Source organism: Halorubrum lipolyticum DSM 21995 (assembly GCF_000337375.1).
Taxonomy (GTDB): domain Archaea; phylum Halobacteriota; class Halobacteria; order Halobacteriales; family Haloferacaceae; genus Halorubrum; species Halorubrum lipolyticum.
In genome coordinates, this window is record NZ_AOJG01000039.1 from 1 (window position 1) to 17,460 (window position 17,460).

Below are 17,460 nucleotides of genomic sequence, written 5' to 3' on the forward strand. Positions count from 1 at the left end.
ACTCCCTCGCGCCGGCGTCGCCGGCGGCTCCGCCGCCGGCTGCCAGAGGGACCGAAGGTCCCTCGCGGCTCGCGGCCCTGCGGGCCGCTCGCCGGGACGCGCCACCGCACGGATCATTTATAAGCTATCGTCTTCCCTAGCGTCCTCTCCCACTCGCGCCCACGCCAGATGCGCGACGATCCCGAGCAGGAACGCGACGCCGAGGTTCGTCGCCAGCGCGAGGAGGCCGATCGCGACCGAGAGCGCGACGTTCTCAGAGTCGAGCGCGTTGCGCGCGAGCGAGACGGCGACGATCGCGAGCAGCGCGCCGAGCATCGCCACCGGGAACGCATCGAGCAGCGCGGGGGTCGCGAAGGGGACCGCGACGAGGTAGCCGACGCCGAGCACGACGTTCGCGCCGCCGGTCCGCGCGCCGAACGCGTGCTTGCCCGCGACGCCGTCGCAGCCGTGGCACATCGGGATCGCGCCGAGCGGCACCGCGATCAGGTTCGTCGCGCCCATGCTCGCCGACAGCTCGTCCGGCGTGACCTCGGCGTCGAACAGGTCGGCGAACAGGAGCGAGGTCGCCAGCGCGGCGTTCCCGATCGTCATCGCGAGCTGCGCGGCGATCCCGTCGGCGGCGCTCCGGGTGACCGCTCCGGAGAGCACCTGGGGGGAGAGACCCGGCGGCGCTCCGGGCCACCGCGGCGCCGGGACCCCGGCGGTGACGAGCGCGAGCGCGATTCCGACGACCGCCACCGCGAGCGCGCTCGCCTTCCCGTGTCCGGCGAACGCGGCCGCCGCGGCGATCGCCACCCCCGCGGCCGCGAGGACGGGGTCGCCGAGCGCGAGGTCGACCCCGGTCTCCAGGAGGACCAGCCCGACCGCGAACTGCACCCCGCGGATCACCGGCTCGCCGATCCAGCGCTCGACCCGCGCGAGCGTCCCCGTGAGCCCGATCGCGAGGAGGAGGACGCCGAGGACGAGCCCGGCGAGCGCGAGCTCGGCGTACGTCAGCGCGCCGGCGATCGCCAGCGCCGCCAGCGCCTTCATCGGCTCGACCGACACCGGGAGCCCGTACCGGACCCCCCAGACGATCTGGAAGACCCCGAACCCGACGAGCGCGTGCGGGAGCGACACGTCGGTCAGCAGCGCGAGCGCGACGACCAGCGGGATCACCGTAATCGAATCCCCTATCGCGCCGGTGAGCGCTCCCGGACCGAACGCGACGTTCCCGCCGCCCGACCGTCGAACGTTTGTCACGGACAGAACGCTCTCGGACCCCGACGCTCTTGAGCGTGTTCAGAAACCGTCGGCGATCGCGCCAACGCGAGACATAACCAGTATCGGTTACAACAGCCTGCCGCAGCTACCTGCTATTTATCAATCGTCCCGCAGCCGCGGCCCGAGAAACTCCGCCGCCGCCGCTCCGGCGTCGCCCGCTCGCCCGACGAAAAAGTGGTCGGACTCGAAAGCGACCGTCTCGAGCCCCAGCCGGTCCGCCCGCTCCACCACGGGCTCCCAGTCGGCCGTCGAGTCGCGGGTCGCGTACAGGATCCGGGCTTCCACGCCGAGATCGACGAGGGCGTCGAGAGCCGCGACCGCGTCCACGTCGGGGTTCAGCCGCGCGGTCGGCGCGAGCGCGCAGACCCCGGCGAGTTCGGGACGGGACGCGGCAGTGACGAGCGCGACGGTCCCGCCGAACGAGAAGCCGAACAGCCCGACCCGCTCGTAGCGCTCGGCCGCCCAGCCGACCGCGTTGTCGGCGTCGGTGCTCTCGCCGTACCCCTCGTCCCAGTCGCCGTAGTCGAACCGGAGGCAGTCGATCCCCCGTTCGGTCAGGGCGTCGCTGACGGCGGTCAGGCGCTCGTCGCCGCGGTGTCCCCCGTGTCGCGGGTGCGGCGGGCAGGCGACGACGACCGCGTCGGAGCGAGAGCCGTCGTCGGTGGTGTCGCCGTTGCCGTCGCTCGCGGCGCCGTCGAGGGTGGCGCGCACGTCGCGGCCGCCGGGGATGAGGACGGTGTCGCTCACGGGTTCGAGGGAGTCGCCGCGTCAGGGCACCTGCGTCACGCGGTCGACGTCGTCGAGCGCGGCGAGGTCGTCCGCGAGCGCCTCCTGGTCCACGTTCGCCTCGTAGTAGAAGACCAGATCGAAGGTGCCGTCGCGGAGGAGCTGCTGGCACTCCCAGACGAACTCCTCGTCGTCAAGCGTGAGTCCCTGAAACTGGTTCGACGAGAAGTTCGTGTCGTCGTTGCCGGCCTCGATGTACGCCTCGCCCTTGCCGGCGCGGTCGGCGATGACGTCGTTGATCGCGACCGTGAGCTCGTGCATCTCCAGGTCCTCCTGTCCGCCGAGCGTCGTGTGGACGATACAGCCGACGAGGTCGATGTCGCCCGGCTCGAGTAAGGCCTTCGTCCGCGTGTAGAGGTCGGAATCGACGGTTTCGCTCATAGCCGACCGTTCCGGCTCCCGCGATAAACGGGTGACGGTTCCTGACCGACTTCCCGCTCTCCGGGATTCATCGGCGCAGGGAGACGACGAGTTCGCTCGCTCCGTCCGCCGCGCTCCCGTCGCCCGTCGCGCTCTCCTCGACCGCCGAGCGCTCCTCGACCGCCACGAGCCCGTCGTCCGCGAGGTCCTCGATCAGCCCGCGCAGCCACTCTCGGCCGTGCTCGCCGCCGGGTGCGTAGTCCACGCGGACGCGGGGCCCGAGCTCGTCGAGCGCCAGCTCGTCGTACTCGCCGAGGATCCGGACCACGCGCCCCCGGAACTGCCGCCGACTCCCCTCGAAGCTCGGCTGCTCGGGCACGTCGGGCGCGGTGAAGTCGCCGGTCTCGTAGGCGTGACACCACCCGCGCCACGGGCAGCCGGCCTCGTCGCAGCGGGGGGTCGTCCCGCAGGCGACGCCGCCGAGTTCCATAATCGCGTTGTTCCAGACGCGGGACTCGCCGTCGGGCATCACGCGCGAGGCGACCCGCGCGAACGCCGAGTCGTCGTCCGGCACCGCGAACGCGCGGTGGAGCACCCGCTTCACGTTGGTGTCGACGACGGCGTCGCCGTTATTGAACGCGAACGACGCCACCGCGTTCGCGGTGTAGGGACCGACGCCCATCAGCTCCCGCAGCTCCGCGGGCGACTCGGGAAACGCGCCGTCGTAGTCGTCTTCGATCTGCCCCGCGGCCTCGTGGAGGTACTTCGCGCGGTTGTTGTAGCCGAGCGAGTGGTCCGACCAGAACGCGACCACGTCGCCGCGGTCGGCGTCGGCCAGCGCCGCGGTCGTCGACCACTCCTCAAGGAAGGCCTCCCACGCGGGGACGACCCGGTCGAGCTGGGTCTGCTGGCTCATCACCTCGCTGACGAGGATCTCGTATGGGTCCTCGGTGCGCCGCCACGGGAACTCGCGGTGGTCCGCCTCGTACCAGTCGACGAGCGCCTCGCGGACGGCGTCGAGGTCGGCCGGCAGCGCGGGGGCGTCGCCGTCGGCGAGACCCCCAGCGGCGGCGGTCGCGTCCGGATCGGTCATTACCGTCGGTCGGGCCGGCGGTCGTTTATCAGTGCTGGTCCGCGTCGGGGTGTCCGTCCCGGTCGCGGTGCCGTTCCGCGTCGGGGTCGATCGGCTCCATCGAGCGCGGGTCGCGGTCGGGACCGGGGTAGTCGCCGCCGACGGCCTCCGGGTACAGCCGCGCCGGCGAGAACACGGTCGCGAACGCTCGCGGTTCGCGGACGCTCACCGCCATCCGGTTCCGCAGCCCGGCTGCGGCCCGCGCCCCCGTGAGCGACGGGTCGAGGCTCACGACCTGCATCGCGCCGCCGCGGTACGCCGACGCCAGCGCCGGGTGGTCGCCCGCGGGCTGGGCCGCCGGCTCGCGCCACGTCTCGACCGCCGCGCGCCAGTCGGCCGCCAGCTCGTCGTCCGCGAGCGCGGCGATCACCGCCTCGGCGTCGTCAAGGAGCGGGTCGCTGGCGACGAGGGTCGTCCACGCGTGCGAGCGCAGCGCGTCGAGCGCCTCGCGGGCCGACCCGCCGACGAGGAGGTCGGCCGCGAGCGCGTCGGCGTCGGCGACGACGCGGGCCGGGCTCGGATCGCGGTCGACGGGCGGGAGGTCGGCGGTGGCGTCGCTCTCGGCGCTGCCAGTGGAATCGTTGCCCTCGGACTCGGACCGACGCTCGGCCAGCGCCGCGCTCACCGCCTCGGCGCTCGCGTCGTACTCGGCGGCCCGGTCGAAGAGATCGGCGAAGGTCGCGGTCATACGTGCGATGTTGGCGGCGACGGGTATCGAGTTTGCGGCCGGCGGTCGGAAGGAATCTCGGAGCCGGGACTAGCCGATCGAGGAAGTACGAGAAGAGCCTAGGCCGAGATTTGAACTCGGGGTCTCGTCCTTACCAAGGACGCGCTTTACCGCTAAGCTACCCAGGCGCAATCAGTCGTTGTCGGGAGTCGACTTTAGGGGTTTCGATTCGGGGGCGTGCCGTCACGGGGACACACACCGTCCCGGCGTCGTCGGGCGAGTTCACCGATCGGTCGCGCTCACGGCGCGGTCGGAGATGTCGGCGATCCGGTCGGCGGTCGTCTCCGGGAGCGCGCGGCCCGGCGGCGGGAACTCGCCGTCGTAGTCCGCCGCCAGATCGCGGGCGTACGTCAGCAGTTCCTCGGGCGGGTCGCCGCCGACGGCGGTGGTGCCGGCGACGACCGCGAGTTCGAGGGCGTCGATCTCCAGGTTCCGGTCGAGCGCGGTCGCCGCGGCTGGATCGGTCCCCTCGCGCTCGCGGACCGTCTGGTCGCGGCCGAACGCGCGCACGACCTCGACCGCGGCGGCGGCGGCGTCGGTGCACGCGAGCAGAGAGAAGCCGCGCGAGACGAGCACGTCGGCGGTCAACACGTCCATGTCGGCGTCGATGTCCGACTCCTGCGTGGCCGCGGTCACCCACGGTTCCTCGTGGGCCACCGACCGAGTGAGTCGGAGCCCTTCGTAGATGAGCTGGACCCCGGCCGCGCGGTCGACCACCGCGTCGGGGTCGACCTCTGGGTCGACCGCGCGGGCGGTCACCAGCGCCAGCACCCCGGGCGTCACGGCGGCGTTCGCGATCCGGTCTTCGAGGGCCTCACGCAGCTGATCGGGCTCGACGTCCGCGAGCGCCTCACACGCGGCGTCACGCGCTCGCGCGGCATCGTCCATTACGTAACGGTAGTCGATCGAGGGGCAAAGACCTTTGGAAACGAACGGGATACGCGGACGTGATCCGCACCCGAGACGACGACGCGGTCCGCGTCGTGACGATCGACCGACCGGCGCGCCGGAACGCCCTCCGAACCGAGGAGCTGACCGCGCTCCGAACCGCCGTCGCCGACGCCGACGCGCCGGTAACCTACCTCCGCGGCGCCGGCGAGGCGTTCTGCGCCGGCGCCGACCTCGACGCGGTCGCCGCCCTCGACGATCCGGAATCGTTCGCCCGCGCGGGACAGCGCACGGCCGCGACCATCGCGGACGCTGAGACCGTCGTCGTCTGCGGGATCGACGGCGCGGCCCGCGGCGGTGGCGTCGAGCTCGCGCTCGCGGCCGACCTCCGGGTCGCCACGCCCGCGGCGACGTTCGCGGAGCCCGGCGTCGCGTTCGGGCTGTTCGGCGCGTGGGGAGGGACCGTCCGCCTGCCGCGGGTGATGGGCGAGGGCGACGCGCTCGACTTCGCGCTCTCGGGGCGCGTGCTCGACGCCGACGAGGCGCTCCGCACCGGGCTCGTCTCCCGCGTCGTCGACGACCCGCGATCGGTCGCCGACGCGATCGCGACCGGGAAGCCGGACGCGCTCAGCGCGATCAAACGCCGGATGCGCGACCGCCGCGACGACGAGACGCAGGAGCGCGCGGAGGCGGCCGCGTTCGCCGACCTCGTGCGCGCTCACGCCGACGATATCGCGGCGACGCGCGGGGAGTGACCCTTGACGGGCGCCGCCGCCCTCCCCGTGATTCGTCGCCTCTGCCCGCCCGCCGTCGGTCGGATGTGACAAGTTTAAGTGATCCTCCGACCAATCGTCAAGTGCGAAGCACGCACCGGTAGTGTAGTGGTATCACGCAACCTTGCCATGGTTGCAACCCGAGTTCAAATCTCGGCCGGTGCATTTCTCGAACGTAGTGAGTGAAATCACCGAGTGATTTGAACTCAGAAAGATGCAGCCCGCGCAGCGAACGAAGTGAGCGAGCAGGACCGTCTTTCCATAGTTCAAATCTCGGCCGGTGCATCTTCTCGCTACGCTCGAAGATACACCGGCCTGCCTCCCGTTCGCTCCGCTCACGGGAGTCTCGGCCGGTGCTTTTTCTGACTGATCTAGTCGGTAGCCTCTATTTTTGCCGACGTTTATTTGGGTACCGCTGGACTCTACTTCACTTAGAAATAGGTCTGCGGCTGGCGCGTGCCTCCGAGCGCCCACCGGGAGCGAGGAGCCCGCGCGAGGGAGTCGCGAACGGAGTGAGCGACGAGGCTGGGGAGGTGTGAGGCTGCGGTGCGGTTGCGGTTGGGCGGGACTCAAAGGGGCAGTCGCCGGCGGCAACGCCGCCGGCTGCCAGAGGCGCGAAGCGCCTCGCGGCTGGGGCTTTGGCGGTGTTCACCGTCGATCCGCAGACAGCTATTTATAAGCGAGCGGCTGGGGCTTTGGTGTTCACCGCCAATCAGCTATCCGTCATTTATAAGCGATCGACCCGACCAGCGACCCCGCTCCGATCGAACCACGGACGAACTCTTCCCCACACCGATCCGAACCCCAGACCGTCACGGTTAGGTTCGCCCGTTCGTTTGGACAGGTAAACCCGTCTCGCCGGCGAGTCTGCCGACGAGTCCGACCCCACCATGCAACAGTACCTCGATCTCGTCGACGACACCCTGTCGACGGGCACGTACAAGCCGAACCGGACCGGCGTCGACACGATCGCGACGTTCAGCGGGCAGTACACCGTCGACCTCGCGGAGGGGTTTCCCCTCCTCACGACCAAGAAGATGGACGGCTACCGCTGGAACTCGCTGATCCACGAGGTGCTCTGGTACCTCTCCGGCGAGGAGCACGTCCGGAACCTCCGCGAGGAGACGAAGATCTGGGACGCGTGGGCCGACGACGAGGGACGCCTCGACACCGCCTACGGCCGGTTCTGGCGTCGGTTTCCGGTCCCGGACGAGGACGCCGCGCTCCCGGGCGAGACGTGGCCCGAGGACGCCCACCGCTGGGTGACCGTCGAGGAGGGACCCGACGGCACCGAGCGCCGGACGTTCGACCAGATCGGGTACGTGCTCGACACCCTCGACGAGAACCCGCAGTCGCGCCGGATGGTCGTGAACGCGTGGCACCCCGCCAACGCCGCCGTCTCGACGCTCCCGCCGTGTCACTACACCTTCGTCGTGAACGTGCAGGACGGCCGGCTCAACCTCCACCTCACGCAGCGCTCGGGCGACATCGCCCTCGGGGTCCCGTTCAACATCGCCGCGTACGCCCTGCTCGCGAAGGCGCTCGCGCAGCGGACGGGGTTCGATGTGGGCGAGTTCGGCCACACCGTCGTCGACGCGCACGTCTACTGCGGGCGCGGCGAGCGCGGGAAGTGGTACGCGAACAACCTCCCGTACGTGCAAGACCGGCTCGCGACCGTCGAGAGCAAGGCCGACTACCTCGACGTGAAGAGCTGGGTCGAGCGGACCGCCCCCGACGAGGCGGACGGCGAGGCGGGGTACGACCACGTCCCCGGCCTGCTCGAACAGCTGTCGCGGGAGCCGCGCGAGCGCCCCCGCATCGAGATCGCCGACGTGCCGCTCGACGAGCTGACCCACGAGGACGTCGAGGTCGTCGACTACGACTCCGCGGACGGCATCTCGTTCGCGGTCGCGGAGTGACCGGAGCGATGGCACCGGAGCGAGCGGTGGACCTGGTCCTCGTCGCCGCGGTCGCCGAGAACGGCGTCATCGGCGACAGCGGCGGCATGCCGTGGCACTACCCGGCCGATCTGGCGCACTTCAAGCGCCTCACGACCGGTCACCCCGTGATCGTCGGCCGCGCGACCTACGAGAGCATCGCCGCCCGGCTCGGCGGTCCGCTCCCCGACCGCACCAGCGTCGTGTTGACGACGCGCGACCTCGATCTCCCCGAGGGCGCCGTCGTCGCGAACGGCGTCGAGGAGGCGGTCGACCTCGCGGCCGCCGACGCCGCCGACCGCGGCGTCGACGAGGCGTACGTCATCGGCGGCGCGACCGTCTACGAGCAGTTCCTCGACCGCACCGACCGAATGGTGTTGACGGAGGTCCCCGAGCGCCCCGACGGCGACACGCGCTTCCCGGACTGGGACGCCGCGGAGTGGTCGGAAACGGAGCGCGAGGTCGTTGCGGCCGAGGACGGGGACTCCGAGAGCGACGACGAGGCCGGCGACGACGGCGACCTCGCGTTCGTCACCTACGAACGAACCGGCGACTGAAGTCGGGGGTCCGAGCCCGCTACCGGGTTGCCGATCGCAGCGCGGTATGTCGAAACGAGCGCAGATTTTCTGCCTAATCACTCAGTGATATAGCGATTAACAACACTGATCACGAACCGTTATCGAGAAATATCGATCGGAACAACACTTTTTATCCTTGGGTGTGTTACAAGATAACATGGCATTAGCGGAAACAGCGATCGAGCCCAGACAGTGCCCGTTCTGCGGGACGGACATCGCGTCCCCCGGCGCGGGGTTTATTCGTCACGTCGAGGACGAGCCCGAGTGTCGCGACGCGTTCGAGACGTGGCGCGACCGCGTCAGCGACGACATGCGGGGCGGCTGGGCGGGGTGACGACGACACGACGCGGTCGCCGGGCCCCGAGGCAGACCGGTCAGCTCCGAAGCGCCTCCACGGGGCGCTCGTTCGCCGCTTTCCACGCCGGGTACGCCCCGCTGACGAGCCCGACGCCGACGCCGAACCCGAGCGCCAACAGGAGGTAGTAGCCGTTCGTCGGGTCGAGCACGAGCGCGGCGTCGACCGCGGGCGTCGCGGCCACGAGCCCGGCGACGAGCAGCACGGTCAGCACGGTCCCCGCCGCCGCGCCCGCCGCGCCGATGAGGCCGGCCTCCGCGAGCAGCACGCGCAACACGTCCCGGCGGGTCACGCCGACAGCGCGCATCACGCCGATCTCCTGTCTCCGCTCGACGGTGCTCATCAGCATGACGTTGAGGATCGAGACGCCGGCGACCACGAGCGAGATGGCGCCGAGCCCGAGCAGGAACGTGCTCAGCAGGTCGAAGAAGCCGTTGATCTCGTCGACGATCGCCGCCAGCTCGAACAGGTCGACGCGCTCCTCGCGGGCGTTCACCTCCTCGCGGATCGCGTCGGCGGCGGCCCGCGCCGTCTCCCCCGACTCCGCGACGACCAGCGCCTGCGCGTAGCCGTCGGCGGCGAACGCCGATTCCGGCAGGAAGACCGCGTCGTCGGGCGCGACCGGGCTGAACGTCTGGCTCTCGGCGAGCACGGCGACGACCCGGACCTGCGTCCCCGCGATCCCGACGGTGTCGCCCGCGCCGACGCCGAGGTCCTCGGCGACGCCCGCGCCGACGATCGCCCCCTGCCGGTGGCGGTCCGGGAGCCTCCCCTCCGCGGCCTCGAACGCGAGTCCCGGCTCCTCGACGCCGTATACCGTCGCGAACGTCTGCGAACTCGCCCCCTCGACGACCGCGTTGTCGGAGTATAACGGGACGACTGCCGGGTCTCCGACCGCCGGGTCGCCGACGGCGCGTCGGATCGCCGCCACGTCGGCCGTCGAGAGCGACTCCACGCCGGCGTCCGCGTTCGGCGACACCACCACCTGCGTGCCGATGTCGCCGATGGCGTCGTCGGCGCCGAGCGCGAGCACGTTCCCGAAGATCCCCAGCGCCGCCACCGCGAGCACGCCGATGCAGACGCCGAGCACCGCCAGCACCGTTCGCACGCGGTTCCGCCGGAGGTTCCGCGCCGCCATCGAGACGGCGGGGCGCCAGCCCCGGAGCCAGCCGGTGGCCCCATGGTCGCTCGCCGTCCCGCCGCTGCCGTCGCTCGTCTTCCCGCCGCTGCCGTCGCTCATCGTTCCTCCGGCGCGAGCGCCGAATCGGGGGCGCGGTCCGTCGAAGACCCCCCAACGGAGTCAGTTTCGCCCGCGATTCCGCCCTCCAACACCCCGTCCGTGAGCTCGACGACGCGGTCCGCGAACTCCTCGACGAGCGGGTCGTGCGTGACGGCGATGACCGCGACCCCTTCCTCCTTCACGCGCTCGAACTCGGCGAGGATCGACTCGCCGGTCTCCGTGTCGAGGTTCCCCGTCGGCTCGTCGGCGAGCAGCACCGCCGGCTCGTTGATGAGCGCCCGGGCGATCGCGACCCGCTGTTTCTGCCCGCCGGACAGCTCCGACGGCTCGTGGTCGAGCCGGTCGCCGAGCCCGAACCGCTCGAGCAGGGCGGCGGCGCGGTCGCGCTCGTCGCCGGGGTCGAACGCGGTCGGGAGCGCGACGTTCTCGACCGCGGTCAGCGTCGGCAACAGGTGGAAGTCCTGGAAGACGAACCCGATCGACTCCTTGCGGGCCGCGGTGCGCTCGGCGACCGAGAGGCTCGTCACGTCCGTCCCGTCGAGGAGCCGCTGCCCCTCGGTGGGGTCGTCGAGCAGGCCGAGCACGTTGAGCAGCGTCGACTTCCCGGAGCCGCTGGGACCGACGACCGCGACGAACTCCCCCGGCTCGACCGCGAAGTCCACGTCGTCGAGCGCCACGACCGGCTCGGCGCCCCCGCCCGGGTACCGCTTGGTCACGCCGCGCAGCTCGACGCTATACATCGCGGCGACGGATCACGCTCCCGGCGACCGCGACGCCCGCGCCGCCGACGAGCCCGATGAGTCCGAGGGTCCCGAGCGTTCCGACGGCGCCGGAGCCGGAGCCGGAACCGCCTCCCGCGCCGTCGCTCGTATCGGGGAGCGCGACCGTCGCGGTCTCGGTGTACCGGACGCCGCGCTCGGTGTACGCGATCCGGATCGGGACCTCCTCCGCCGCGGAGACGTTCGCCGCGGTCCGCAGGTCGAAGGCGACGAAGTCGCCGGCGCCCACGCTCCCGACGAAGTACTCCCGCCCGGCCGGCGTCGGCTCGACCCCGTCGGCGCCGGCGACCGAGACGACGACTCCCTCCAGCTCCCCGGTGCCCTCGTTGCCGAGGTTGGCGTCGACGACCACCTCGCCGTCGTCGGTCGTCCGGACGGTCGCGTCGGTGACCGTCGGGCTCCCCTCCCGCGGCGGGTACCGCACCGTCGACGTCGCCGTGCGGTTCGCGCCGGCGCCCACTCGCGCGTCGGGGCGGGACCGGAACGCCGCCGTGACCGTCACGTCCGAGCGCTCGTCGAGGGGACCGAGGTCGACGACCACCTGCCGCTCCTCGCCGGGCGCCACGTCCTCGACGACGAACGGGCCGACCTCGACGGTCGGGTCGGTCTCTCCATCACCGTCGGTCCCGTCGTCCTCACCGTCGGTCCCATCGTCGTCGCCGTCGGTCCCGTCACCGTCGCCCTCACCCTCGCCCGCCCCGACCGGCGCGCCGACGGCGGTCAGGCTCACGCGGTCGGCGGTCGAGGTCCCCGTGTTGACGACGGTCACCGCGACCGGGGAGTCGGCGGACTGAACCGCTTCGCCCTCGCCGTCCTCGTTGGCTCGGAGGCCGCCGCCACCGCCGCCGAAGACGCCCTCGAGGCCGCCGACGCTGATCCCGCCGGCGCTCTGGTCCTCGTCGTCGCTCCGGAGGTCCTCCGGCGAGAGCGCGCGGGTCCGCACGTCGAGCGCGACCTCGGCCGGCTGGACGTCGACGACCACGTCGCGCGTCACCGTGACGGTGCCGCCGTCCTCCTCGCCGCCCGTCGCCTCCTGCTCGGCGACGACCTCGACCGTGAGCCGGTGTTCTCCCGGCTCGTCGAAGCGGGTCCATAAGACCACGTCGGTCGCGTCGCCCGCCGAGAGCGCCCCCACGGCGGTCGCCTCGTCGCGGGCGTCGTCGCCGTCGGTCCCGTCGTCGCCGTCGCCCGCGTCGAGGAGCCGGACGCTCGTCACGTCGGCCGCCGCCGGGCTGCCGCCGGAGTTCGAGAGGGTCACGTTCAGCGCCGTCCGCTCGCCGACCGCGGGCTCGCTCGAACTCGCGTCGACCGCGTCGATCGCGATCCGGGCGTCGGGCACCGCCGCGGCCGCGCCGACGGCCCCCAACAGCGCCAGCAGGGCCACCAGCACGGCTGTAGTTCTCGTGGATGTCAATGTCACCCCTGTTACGGGACCGGTCGGGATATATCCGTCGTAGGTGGGGATGTCGCGGCGACGACGGCCGAGCGTCGTCCCATGGCGTCCCGGGCCGCGGACCGACGCGAACGTATATGATGCGGGGTCCCGGACCGCCGGTACCGGTTACGGATGCTTTTTCAACCGTCCGGCGTAAAGAGGGGTAATGAGCCGACGCGACACCGCGAGAGCGGGTGATCGACGATGATGGGCGGTAACGACCAGCAGGCGTACGACCGCGGCACGTCGCTGTTCTCGCCGGACGGCCGGATCTATCAGGTCGAGTACGCCCGCGAGGCGGTCTCGCGCGGTGCGCCGAGCGTCGGCGTCCGGACGGCCGACGGGGTCGTCTTCGTCGCGATGTCCCGCGCGTCCTCGACGCTGATGGAGGCCGAGAGCATCGAGAAGCTCCACAAGCTCGACGACCATCTCGGCACCGCGAGCGCCGGCCACGTCGCCGACGCCCGCCAGCTGATCGACCTCGCGCGCCGCCAGTCGCAGGGGAACCGCCTGCGCTACGGCGAGGCCGTCGGCGTCGAGACGCTGACGAAGTTCGTCACCGACCACATCCAGGAGAACACCCAGCGCGGCGGCACTCGGCCGTACGGCGCCGCGCTCCTCATCGGCGGCATCGAGAACGGCGAGCCGCGTCTGTTCGCCGCCGACCCCTCCGGGACCCCCAACGAGTGGAAGGCGACCGTCATCGGCGGCGGCCGCTCCGACATCCAGGGCCACCTCGAGGAGGAGTGGACCGAGGGGCTCTCGCTCGACGCGGGCGTCGAACTCGGTATCGCCGCGCTCGCCGCCCACGACGACGAGTTCGAGCCGGCCGACCTGGCCGTCGCCACGGTCACCGAGGCCGACGGCTACCGGACCGTCCCCGTCGAGGAGGTCGCCGAGGCGTTCGCGGCTGCCGGGCTGACGACCGAGGACGAGGACGAGGACGAAGACGAAGACGACGAGGGCGCAGACGCCGACGGGGAAGCGGGCGCGGACGACGACGACGAGGAGTAAACCCCTCCGCTCTCCGCCCTCCCCCCTCCCGGATCCTTTTGTCGCCGCCCGGCGAATCGCAGGTATGGCACGCATCGCGGAGCTCGTCGCGTACCCGCTGAAGTCGAACGACGGCGCGCCGGTCGACCGCGCCGAACTCGGACCGAACGGCGCCCTCCGCGGCGACCGCACCTACGCGCTCGTCGAGGCCGGCGTCGACCCGCACGCGGCGTCGGTCGGCGGCGACGGCGGCTACGTCAACGGGAAGCGCGAGCCGGCGGTCCACGGGCTCTCGGCGAGCTACGAGCGTTCCGGGGCGACCGACGCGACGCCGACCGGGGTGACCCTCTCGCGGCCGGCGCGTTCCGAGACGGGGGTCGAGGCCGACGCGCGCACCTTCGCGCTCCCCGAGGACGGCGAGGCGCTGGCGGCGTGGGTCGGCGACTACCTCGGCTACGCGGTCGACCTCGTCCGCGAGCCGGACGGGGGGCTCCCCGACGACCGGGCGGCGCCGGGCCCGACGGTCGTCTCGCGGGCGTCGCTGGAGACCGTCGCCTCGTGGTTCGACGGGGTCGTGGACGCGACGGAGATGCGGCGGCGCCTCCGGCCGAACCTCGTGATCGACGACTGCCCGGCGTTCTGGGAGGACCGGCTGTTCGCCGACCGCGGCGAGGCCGTGCGCGTCTCGATCGGCGAGACCGAGCTGCTCGGCGTCAACCCGTGTCAGCGCTGCGTCGTCCCCTCGCGGGACCCGGACACGGGCGAGCCGATCGACGGGTTCCGACAGACGTTCCTCCGGAAGCGCCGCGAGACGCTCCCCGCGTGGACCGAGAGCGACCGGTTCGACCACGACTTCCGGCTGATGGTCAACACCGTCGTCCCGGAAGGCGAGTGGGGCTCGACGCTCACGGTCGGCGACGCCGTCGCTATCGAGGGCGTCGAGCCGGAACCGAACGGCGGGAACTAAAAAAGCGAAAAACGGTCGGTTAGCGACCGCCGTCGGTCATCGCGACCGGGTCGTCTGTCGCCGCGTCGGTCGGGGCGTCGCTCCCGTCGGCGGGCCGCTCCGCGACGCCCGCGGAATCGGGCGCCGTCTCGCCGACGCCGAAGTGGGTCCAGAGGGTGGCGCCGACGACCGCGTAGGCGACGAGGTCGTAGTGGACGACCCCGTCGAAGCCGGTGAACGCGGCGGCGGTGCTGTACGCGAACAGCGCGGTGACGCTCCCCACGAACAGCGCGTCGGTCGTGAGCCGCCCGTCGGCGAGTCCGCGGACCGCTCGGCGGATGAACGGGCCGCAGGCGACGAGGAACGCGATCCCGGAGAGCGCGCCGAGGTTGACGAAGAAGTGCGTCGCCATCCGCGAGTCGAGGAGCGACTGGAGGTACGCGACCGTCACGGGGTCGTAGAACAGCCACTCGATCCGAGTCGGGTACAGGACGGCGATGTACGGCGTCGCGACCATCAGCCCGAACAGCACCGCGACGGCGACGCGGGCCGACGCGAACTGCGAGGCCCGTCGGACCTCGAACGCCCGGTCCGCCGTGTCGACGACGAGCCCGCACGACTCCAGCGTCTCCCGGAGGTCGTCGCGGGAGACGGACGGGTCGTGGTGGACGCCGACGGTGCCGTTTCGCTCGGTCGCCGACGCGGCGCTCACGCCGTCGCGGTCGCGGAGGACGGCCTCCAACAGCCCCTCGCGGCGCTTCGTGTCGATCCCCTCCACGGAGAAGGTGTCGTGGACGTGCGGTTCGGGCACCCGCGCGACCTGCGGCCCGGCGCCGGAACCCGACGCGCCGGCCGAGGAGGTCCCGGCCGGCGCGTCGATCCCCCGATCGCGGACCACGGCGTCGAGCCGCGTCGACCGCCCGTGGTGGTCGTCTGGCATGTGAGTCACATGCACCCGTATCGCCATGAAACTTCCCCCCGGTTCTCGGCGATCTGAGTCCCGGCAGTCGATCGGGGCGCGATCTGAGTCCCGGCCGTCGCCCGGGGTGCGGGGAGCGATCAGGAGTTGACCGACTCCAGGTACGAGGTGACGATCATCTGTCCCTTCCGCGTGAGCGCGGCGCCCGCGTCGCCGTCGACGACGAGGTCCTCGTCGCGGAGCGTGTCGAGGACCATCTCCGTCTGGGTGACGTCGCCGGTGACCACGTCGGCGATGGTCGCCTCGCCGCCGGCGGAGTAGATCGATACGAGGATCTCTAGCTGTTCCTCGGTCGGATCGAACGCCTCGACGTCCTCCATCACCTCGTCGTACTCCTGCTTGATGTACCGACCGAGCACGTTCAGGACCCGCTCGTCGGGGACGGTCGCGATCGACGTCACGGTCTGCGCGTCCGGGACGTGGCGGAACACGAGCGCTGGACGCTTCGAGCCGGCGATCGTGCGGTCCGTCCGCTCGTAGTCGATGACCGTGGAGAGGTCGACCGTGAACGGGTCGGGGCAGTCGGCGAAGCCGATCGCGCCGGACGAGAGGCCGATCGAGGCGGTGTGGTCCGACGCGTCCGTGACGCGCCCGCCGACTTTCGCCGGGTGGCGGACCGTGACCGTCACGCCGCGCAGCAGGGCCTTGAACAGCAGGCGGGTGAACCGCTCCATGTCCTCCGGCTCGCCCTCCACGAGGGCGGTGCGCCTGTTACCGCGGTGTTTGTAGGCGACGGTGACGCTGTCGCTGAAAAACGACCGGAGGTCGCCGGGGACGGTGCCGACGACGACGTCGAACACCTTCGAGAGGGGAACGGTCGTCTTCGCGCCGTCGGTAGCGAGCACGAGCCGGCGCTGGCTCAGGAGGACGCGGCCCGTCACGGGTTCGTCGCTTCCCAGGTCGGAGGTGTGGACGCGGCCGACGAAGTCGGCGACGACGGACTCTTCCATCGAATCCCGATTGCGGCCCTTCGGTATTTACTGTTACTCACGGCGTATCAGTCGTGATAACACACCGACAGCTCGGATGCGAACCGGTTCGGCCGCCGGGGGTGGTCCGATCGCGTGACAAAAGCGAGGAACAGCAAAGCCTAATGAGGTGGGCATCAAACCGCCGGGTGATGCCCACAGTAGAATACCTCAACTACGAAGTGCTCGACGACCACGGCTGGTCGATGGACGACGACGACCTGTTCGAGGAGGCGGCCGACGCCGACCTCGACGCCGAGGACTACGGTACCCTCGACGTGAACCAGGGCGAATACATCCTCGAGTCGGCCGAGGCCCAGGGCTACGACTGGCCCTTCTCGTGCCGCGCCGGCGCCTGCGCGAACTGCGCCTCCATCGTCAAGGAGGGCGACATCGAGATGGACATGCAGCAGATCCTCTCCGACGAGGAGGTCGAAGAGAAGAACGTCCGCCTGACCTGCATCGGCAGCCCGGCGACCGACGAGGTCAAGATCGTCTACAACGCGAAACACCTCGACTACCTGCAGAACCGCGTCATCTAAAACGCGGTTCCATGGTCTGACCATGGTCCGATAACGCGATTCACATCGCGTTACGGACGCATACAGCACTCTCTCTCCCTTTAACCCTTGGTTCAGGGATTTCAAGAACCACTCCATCTCGCAGATTATTCTAGCTCGGCCAGCTGGTGCGGATGTTCATGAAGTTCGAGAACTTTGACTGGGCTAAATGTTCGAGCAGGTCACGTCGCAGTTCGATATCACCTGTATCAGGTTCATACCGACTGTATATCGAGGCGAGAAGAAATACCTACGCGCCAAATCTCAAGTGGTTTCATCTACTTCTGAAGTTGAGCGAGTGTTGATACCACCTCGTTGAATCTACGCCCACGCGCGACGTAGTCGCGATTCTTCTTTCGGTCAATTACAGAATCCGCCTCCAATTTGGGGAGATGAGACTGGTAGAGGGCAATGAAGATTCTCCGCCGCTGCTCCGACCCAAACCCCGCTCCATGGTCTCTCTCCGCGAGTCGATCAGCCAGCTCACTCACCGATACCCCCTCCTCACCCGCAGAAGCCAGTTCCAATAACACCTGTATTCGCCGTCGATTACGCAATATGTCCGCGGCCCACGTCGTCTGCTCTATATCGATGTTCTCTGTACTGTCTTTCGAACTGCTTGGTATGTCTGAATTCATGTGACTTGCTGCATCTCGAAGACGGCGAGTCACAACCACGGAAGGTATCGATCCGCGACGTGGGCGACGCTGACAGATTGTGAAACTGAGAGAAGGATTCTGAGAACTATTCGAATACGTTGC

General features: G+C 70.5%; 19 protein-coding genes and 2 tRNA genes. 8 read left to right on the plus strand and 13 right to left on the minus strand.

Annotation, left to right across the window (positions count from 1 at the left end; genetic code table 11):
- Positions 1-117 precede the first annotated feature (117 nt).
- The 7 genes from C469_RS13790 to C469_RS13820 all read right to left on the minus strand — a co-directional run bounded on the left by C469_RS13790 (position 118) and on the right by C469_RS13820 (position 5,156).
- Positions 118-1,242, minus strand: a complete 1,125-nt coding sequence (locus C469_RS13790; RefSeq protein ID WP_008007624.1) for a putative sulfate/molybdate transporter — start codon at positions 1,240-1,242, stop codon at positions 118-120.
- 120 nt (positions 1,243-1,362) lie between these two features.
- Positions 1,363-2,010: a hypothetical protein gene (locus C469_RS13795; RefSeq protein ID WP_008007626.1), complete on the minus strand. Its 648-nt coding sequence runs from the start codon at positions 2,008-2,010 to the stop codon at positions 1,363-1,365.
- A 21-nt stretch (positions 2,011-2,031) separates the two neighbouring features.
- Positions 2,032-2,430, minus strand: coding sequence for a DUF5778 family protein (locus C469_RS13800; protein ID WP_008007629.1), 399 nt, complete (start codon positions 2,428-2,430; stop codon positions 2,032-2,034).
- Positions 2,431-2,497: 67 nt separating this feature from the next.
- Positions 2,498-3,502, minus strand: coding sequence for an A/G-specific adenine glycosylase (locus C469_RS13805; RefSeq protein ID WP_008007631.1), 1,005 nt, complete (start codon positions 3,500-3,502; stop codon positions 2,498-2,500).
- Between the two features lie 28 nt (positions 3,503-3,530).
- A complete protein-coding gene (locus C469_RS13810) occupies positions 3,531-4,229 on the minus strand; it encodes a DUF7384 family protein (protein ID WP_008007633.1) in 699 nt (232 codons plus the stop codon).
- Between the two features lie 95 nt (positions 4,230-4,324).
- Positions 4,325-4,396: transfer RNA gene (locus C469_RS13815), tRNA-Thr, on the minus strand.
- 94 nt (positions 4,397-4,490) lie between these two features.
- The gene (locus tag C469_RS13820) at positions 4,491-5,156 is read right to left on the minus strand and encodes a DUF7114 family protein (RefSeq protein WP_008007636.1); all 666 of its coding nucleotides are present in this window, start codon (positions 5,154-5,156) and stop codon (positions 4,491-4,493) included.
- A 59-nt stretch (positions 5,157-5,215) separates the two neighbouring features.
- Between C469_RS13820 and C469_RS13825 the strand changes: the two genes are divergently transcribed.
- From C469_RS13825 to C469_RS17285, 5 genes are all read left to right on the plus strand, one after another.
- On the plus strand, positions 5,216-5,911 hold the full coding sequence (locus C469_RS13825; protein ID WP_008007638.1) for an enoyl-CoA hydratase/isomerase family protein: 696 nt from the start codon (positions 5,216-5,218) through the stop codon (positions 5,909-5,911).
- Between the two features lie 112 nt (positions 5,912-6,023).
- Positions 6,024-6,094, plus strand: a tRNA-Gly gene (locus C469_RS13830).
- A 725-nt stretch (positions 6,095-6,819) separates the two neighbouring features.
- Positions 6,820-7,848 (plus strand): thymidylate synthase, encoded by a 1,029-nt coding sequence (thyA, locus tag C469_RS13835; protein WP_008007640.1) that lies wholly within the window; start codon positions 6,820-6,822, stop codon positions 7,846-7,848.
- 8 nt (positions 7,849-7,856) lie between these two features.
- On the plus strand, positions 7,857-8,423 hold the full coding sequence (locus C469_RS13840; protein ID WP_008007642.1) for a dihydrofolate reductase: 567 nt from the start codon (positions 7,857-7,859) through the stop codon (positions 8,421-8,423).
- A 178-nt stretch (positions 8,424-8,601) separates the two neighbouring features.
- Positions 8,602-8,778 (plus strand): DUF7501 family protein, encoded by a 177-nt coding sequence (locus tag C469_RS17285; RefSeq protein ID WP_008007645.1) that lies wholly within the window; start codon positions 8,602-8,604, stop codon positions 8,776-8,778.
- 40 nt (positions 8,779-8,818) lie between these two features.
- Here the strand turns inward: C469_RS17285 and C469_RS13845 are convergent, their stop codons facing one another.
- Genes C469_RS13845 through C469_RS13855 form a run of 3 tightly spaced genes read right to left on the minus strand, consistent with a single transcriptional unit; the run spans position 8,819 to position 12,238 of the window.
- Positions 8,819-10,039: an ABC transporter permease gene (locus C469_RS13845; RefSeq protein WP_008007646.1), complete on the minus strand. Its 1,221-nt coding sequence runs from the start codon at positions 10,037-10,039 to the stop codon at positions 8,819-8,821.
- Positions 10,036-10,779, minus strand: coding sequence for an ABC transporter ATP-binding protein (locus C469_RS13850; RefSeq protein WP_008007648.1), 744 nt, complete (start codon positions 10,777-10,779; stop codon positions 10,036-10,038). The genes C469_RS13845 and C469_RS13850 overlap by 4 nt, the downstream gene beginning before the upstream one ends.
- The gene (locus C469_RS13855; RefSeq protein ID WP_049911453.1) at positions 10,772-12,238 is read right to left on the minus strand and encodes a hypothetical protein; all 1,467 of its coding nucleotides are present in this window, start codon (positions 12,236-12,238) and stop codon (positions 10,772-10,774) included. The genes C469_RS13850 and C469_RS13855 overlap by 8 nt, the downstream gene beginning before the upstream one ends.
- 219 nt (positions 12,239-12,457) lie before the next feature.
- On the opposite strand from C469_RS13855, the gene C469_RS13860 reads away from it, so the two are divergent.
- Entirely contained in the window at positions 12,458-13,267 is an 810-nt protein-coding gene (locus tag C469_RS13860; RefSeq protein WP_082230153.1) for an archaeal proteasome endopeptidase complex subunit alpha, read from the plus strand.
- 64 nt (positions 13,268-13,331) lie between these two features.
- Positions 13,332-14,213, plus strand: coding sequence for an MOSC domain-containing protein (locus C469_RS13865; protein ID WP_008007654.1), 882 nt, complete (start codon positions 13,332-13,334; stop codon positions 14,211-14,213).
- 19 nt (positions 14,214-14,232) lie between these two features.
- Here C469_RS13865 and C469_RS13870 read toward each other — a convergent pair whose 3' ends face one another.
- Together C469_RS13870 and C469_RS13875 are read right to left on the minus strand one after the other, a co-directional pair.
- Entirely contained in the window at positions 14,233-15,132 is a 900-nt protein-coding gene (locus tag C469_RS13870) for a hypothetical protein (RefSeq protein WP_008007656.1), read from the minus strand.
- Positions 15,133-15,251: 119 nt separating this feature from the next.
- Positions 15,252-16,121 carry a CheF family chemotaxis protein gene (locus tag C469_RS13875; protein ID WP_008007658.1) on the minus strand — a complete coding sequence of 290 codons (870 nt, stop codon included), beginning with the start codon at positions 16,119-16,121 and terminating at the stop codon, positions 15,252-15,254.
- Between the two features lie 170 nt (positions 16,122-16,291).
- Here C469_RS13875 and fer point away from each other — a divergent pair, with 170 nt between their 5' ends.
- The gene (fer, locus tag C469_RS13880) at positions 16,292-16,681 is read left to right on the plus strand and encodes a ferredoxin Fer (RefSeq protein WP_008007660.1); all 390 of its coding nucleotides are present in this window, start codon (positions 16,292-16,294) and stop codon (positions 16,679-16,681) included.
- Positions 16,682-16,977: 296 nt separating this feature from the next.
- Here fer and C469_RS17870 read toward each other — a convergent pair whose 3' ends face one another.
- Positions 16,978-17,337: a DUF7344 domain-containing protein gene (locus tag C469_RS17870; protein WP_449272120.1), complete on the minus strand. Its 360-nt coding sequence runs from the start codon at positions 17,335-17,337 to the stop codon at positions 16,978-16,980.
- Positions 17,338-17,460 lie beyond the last annotated feature (123 nt).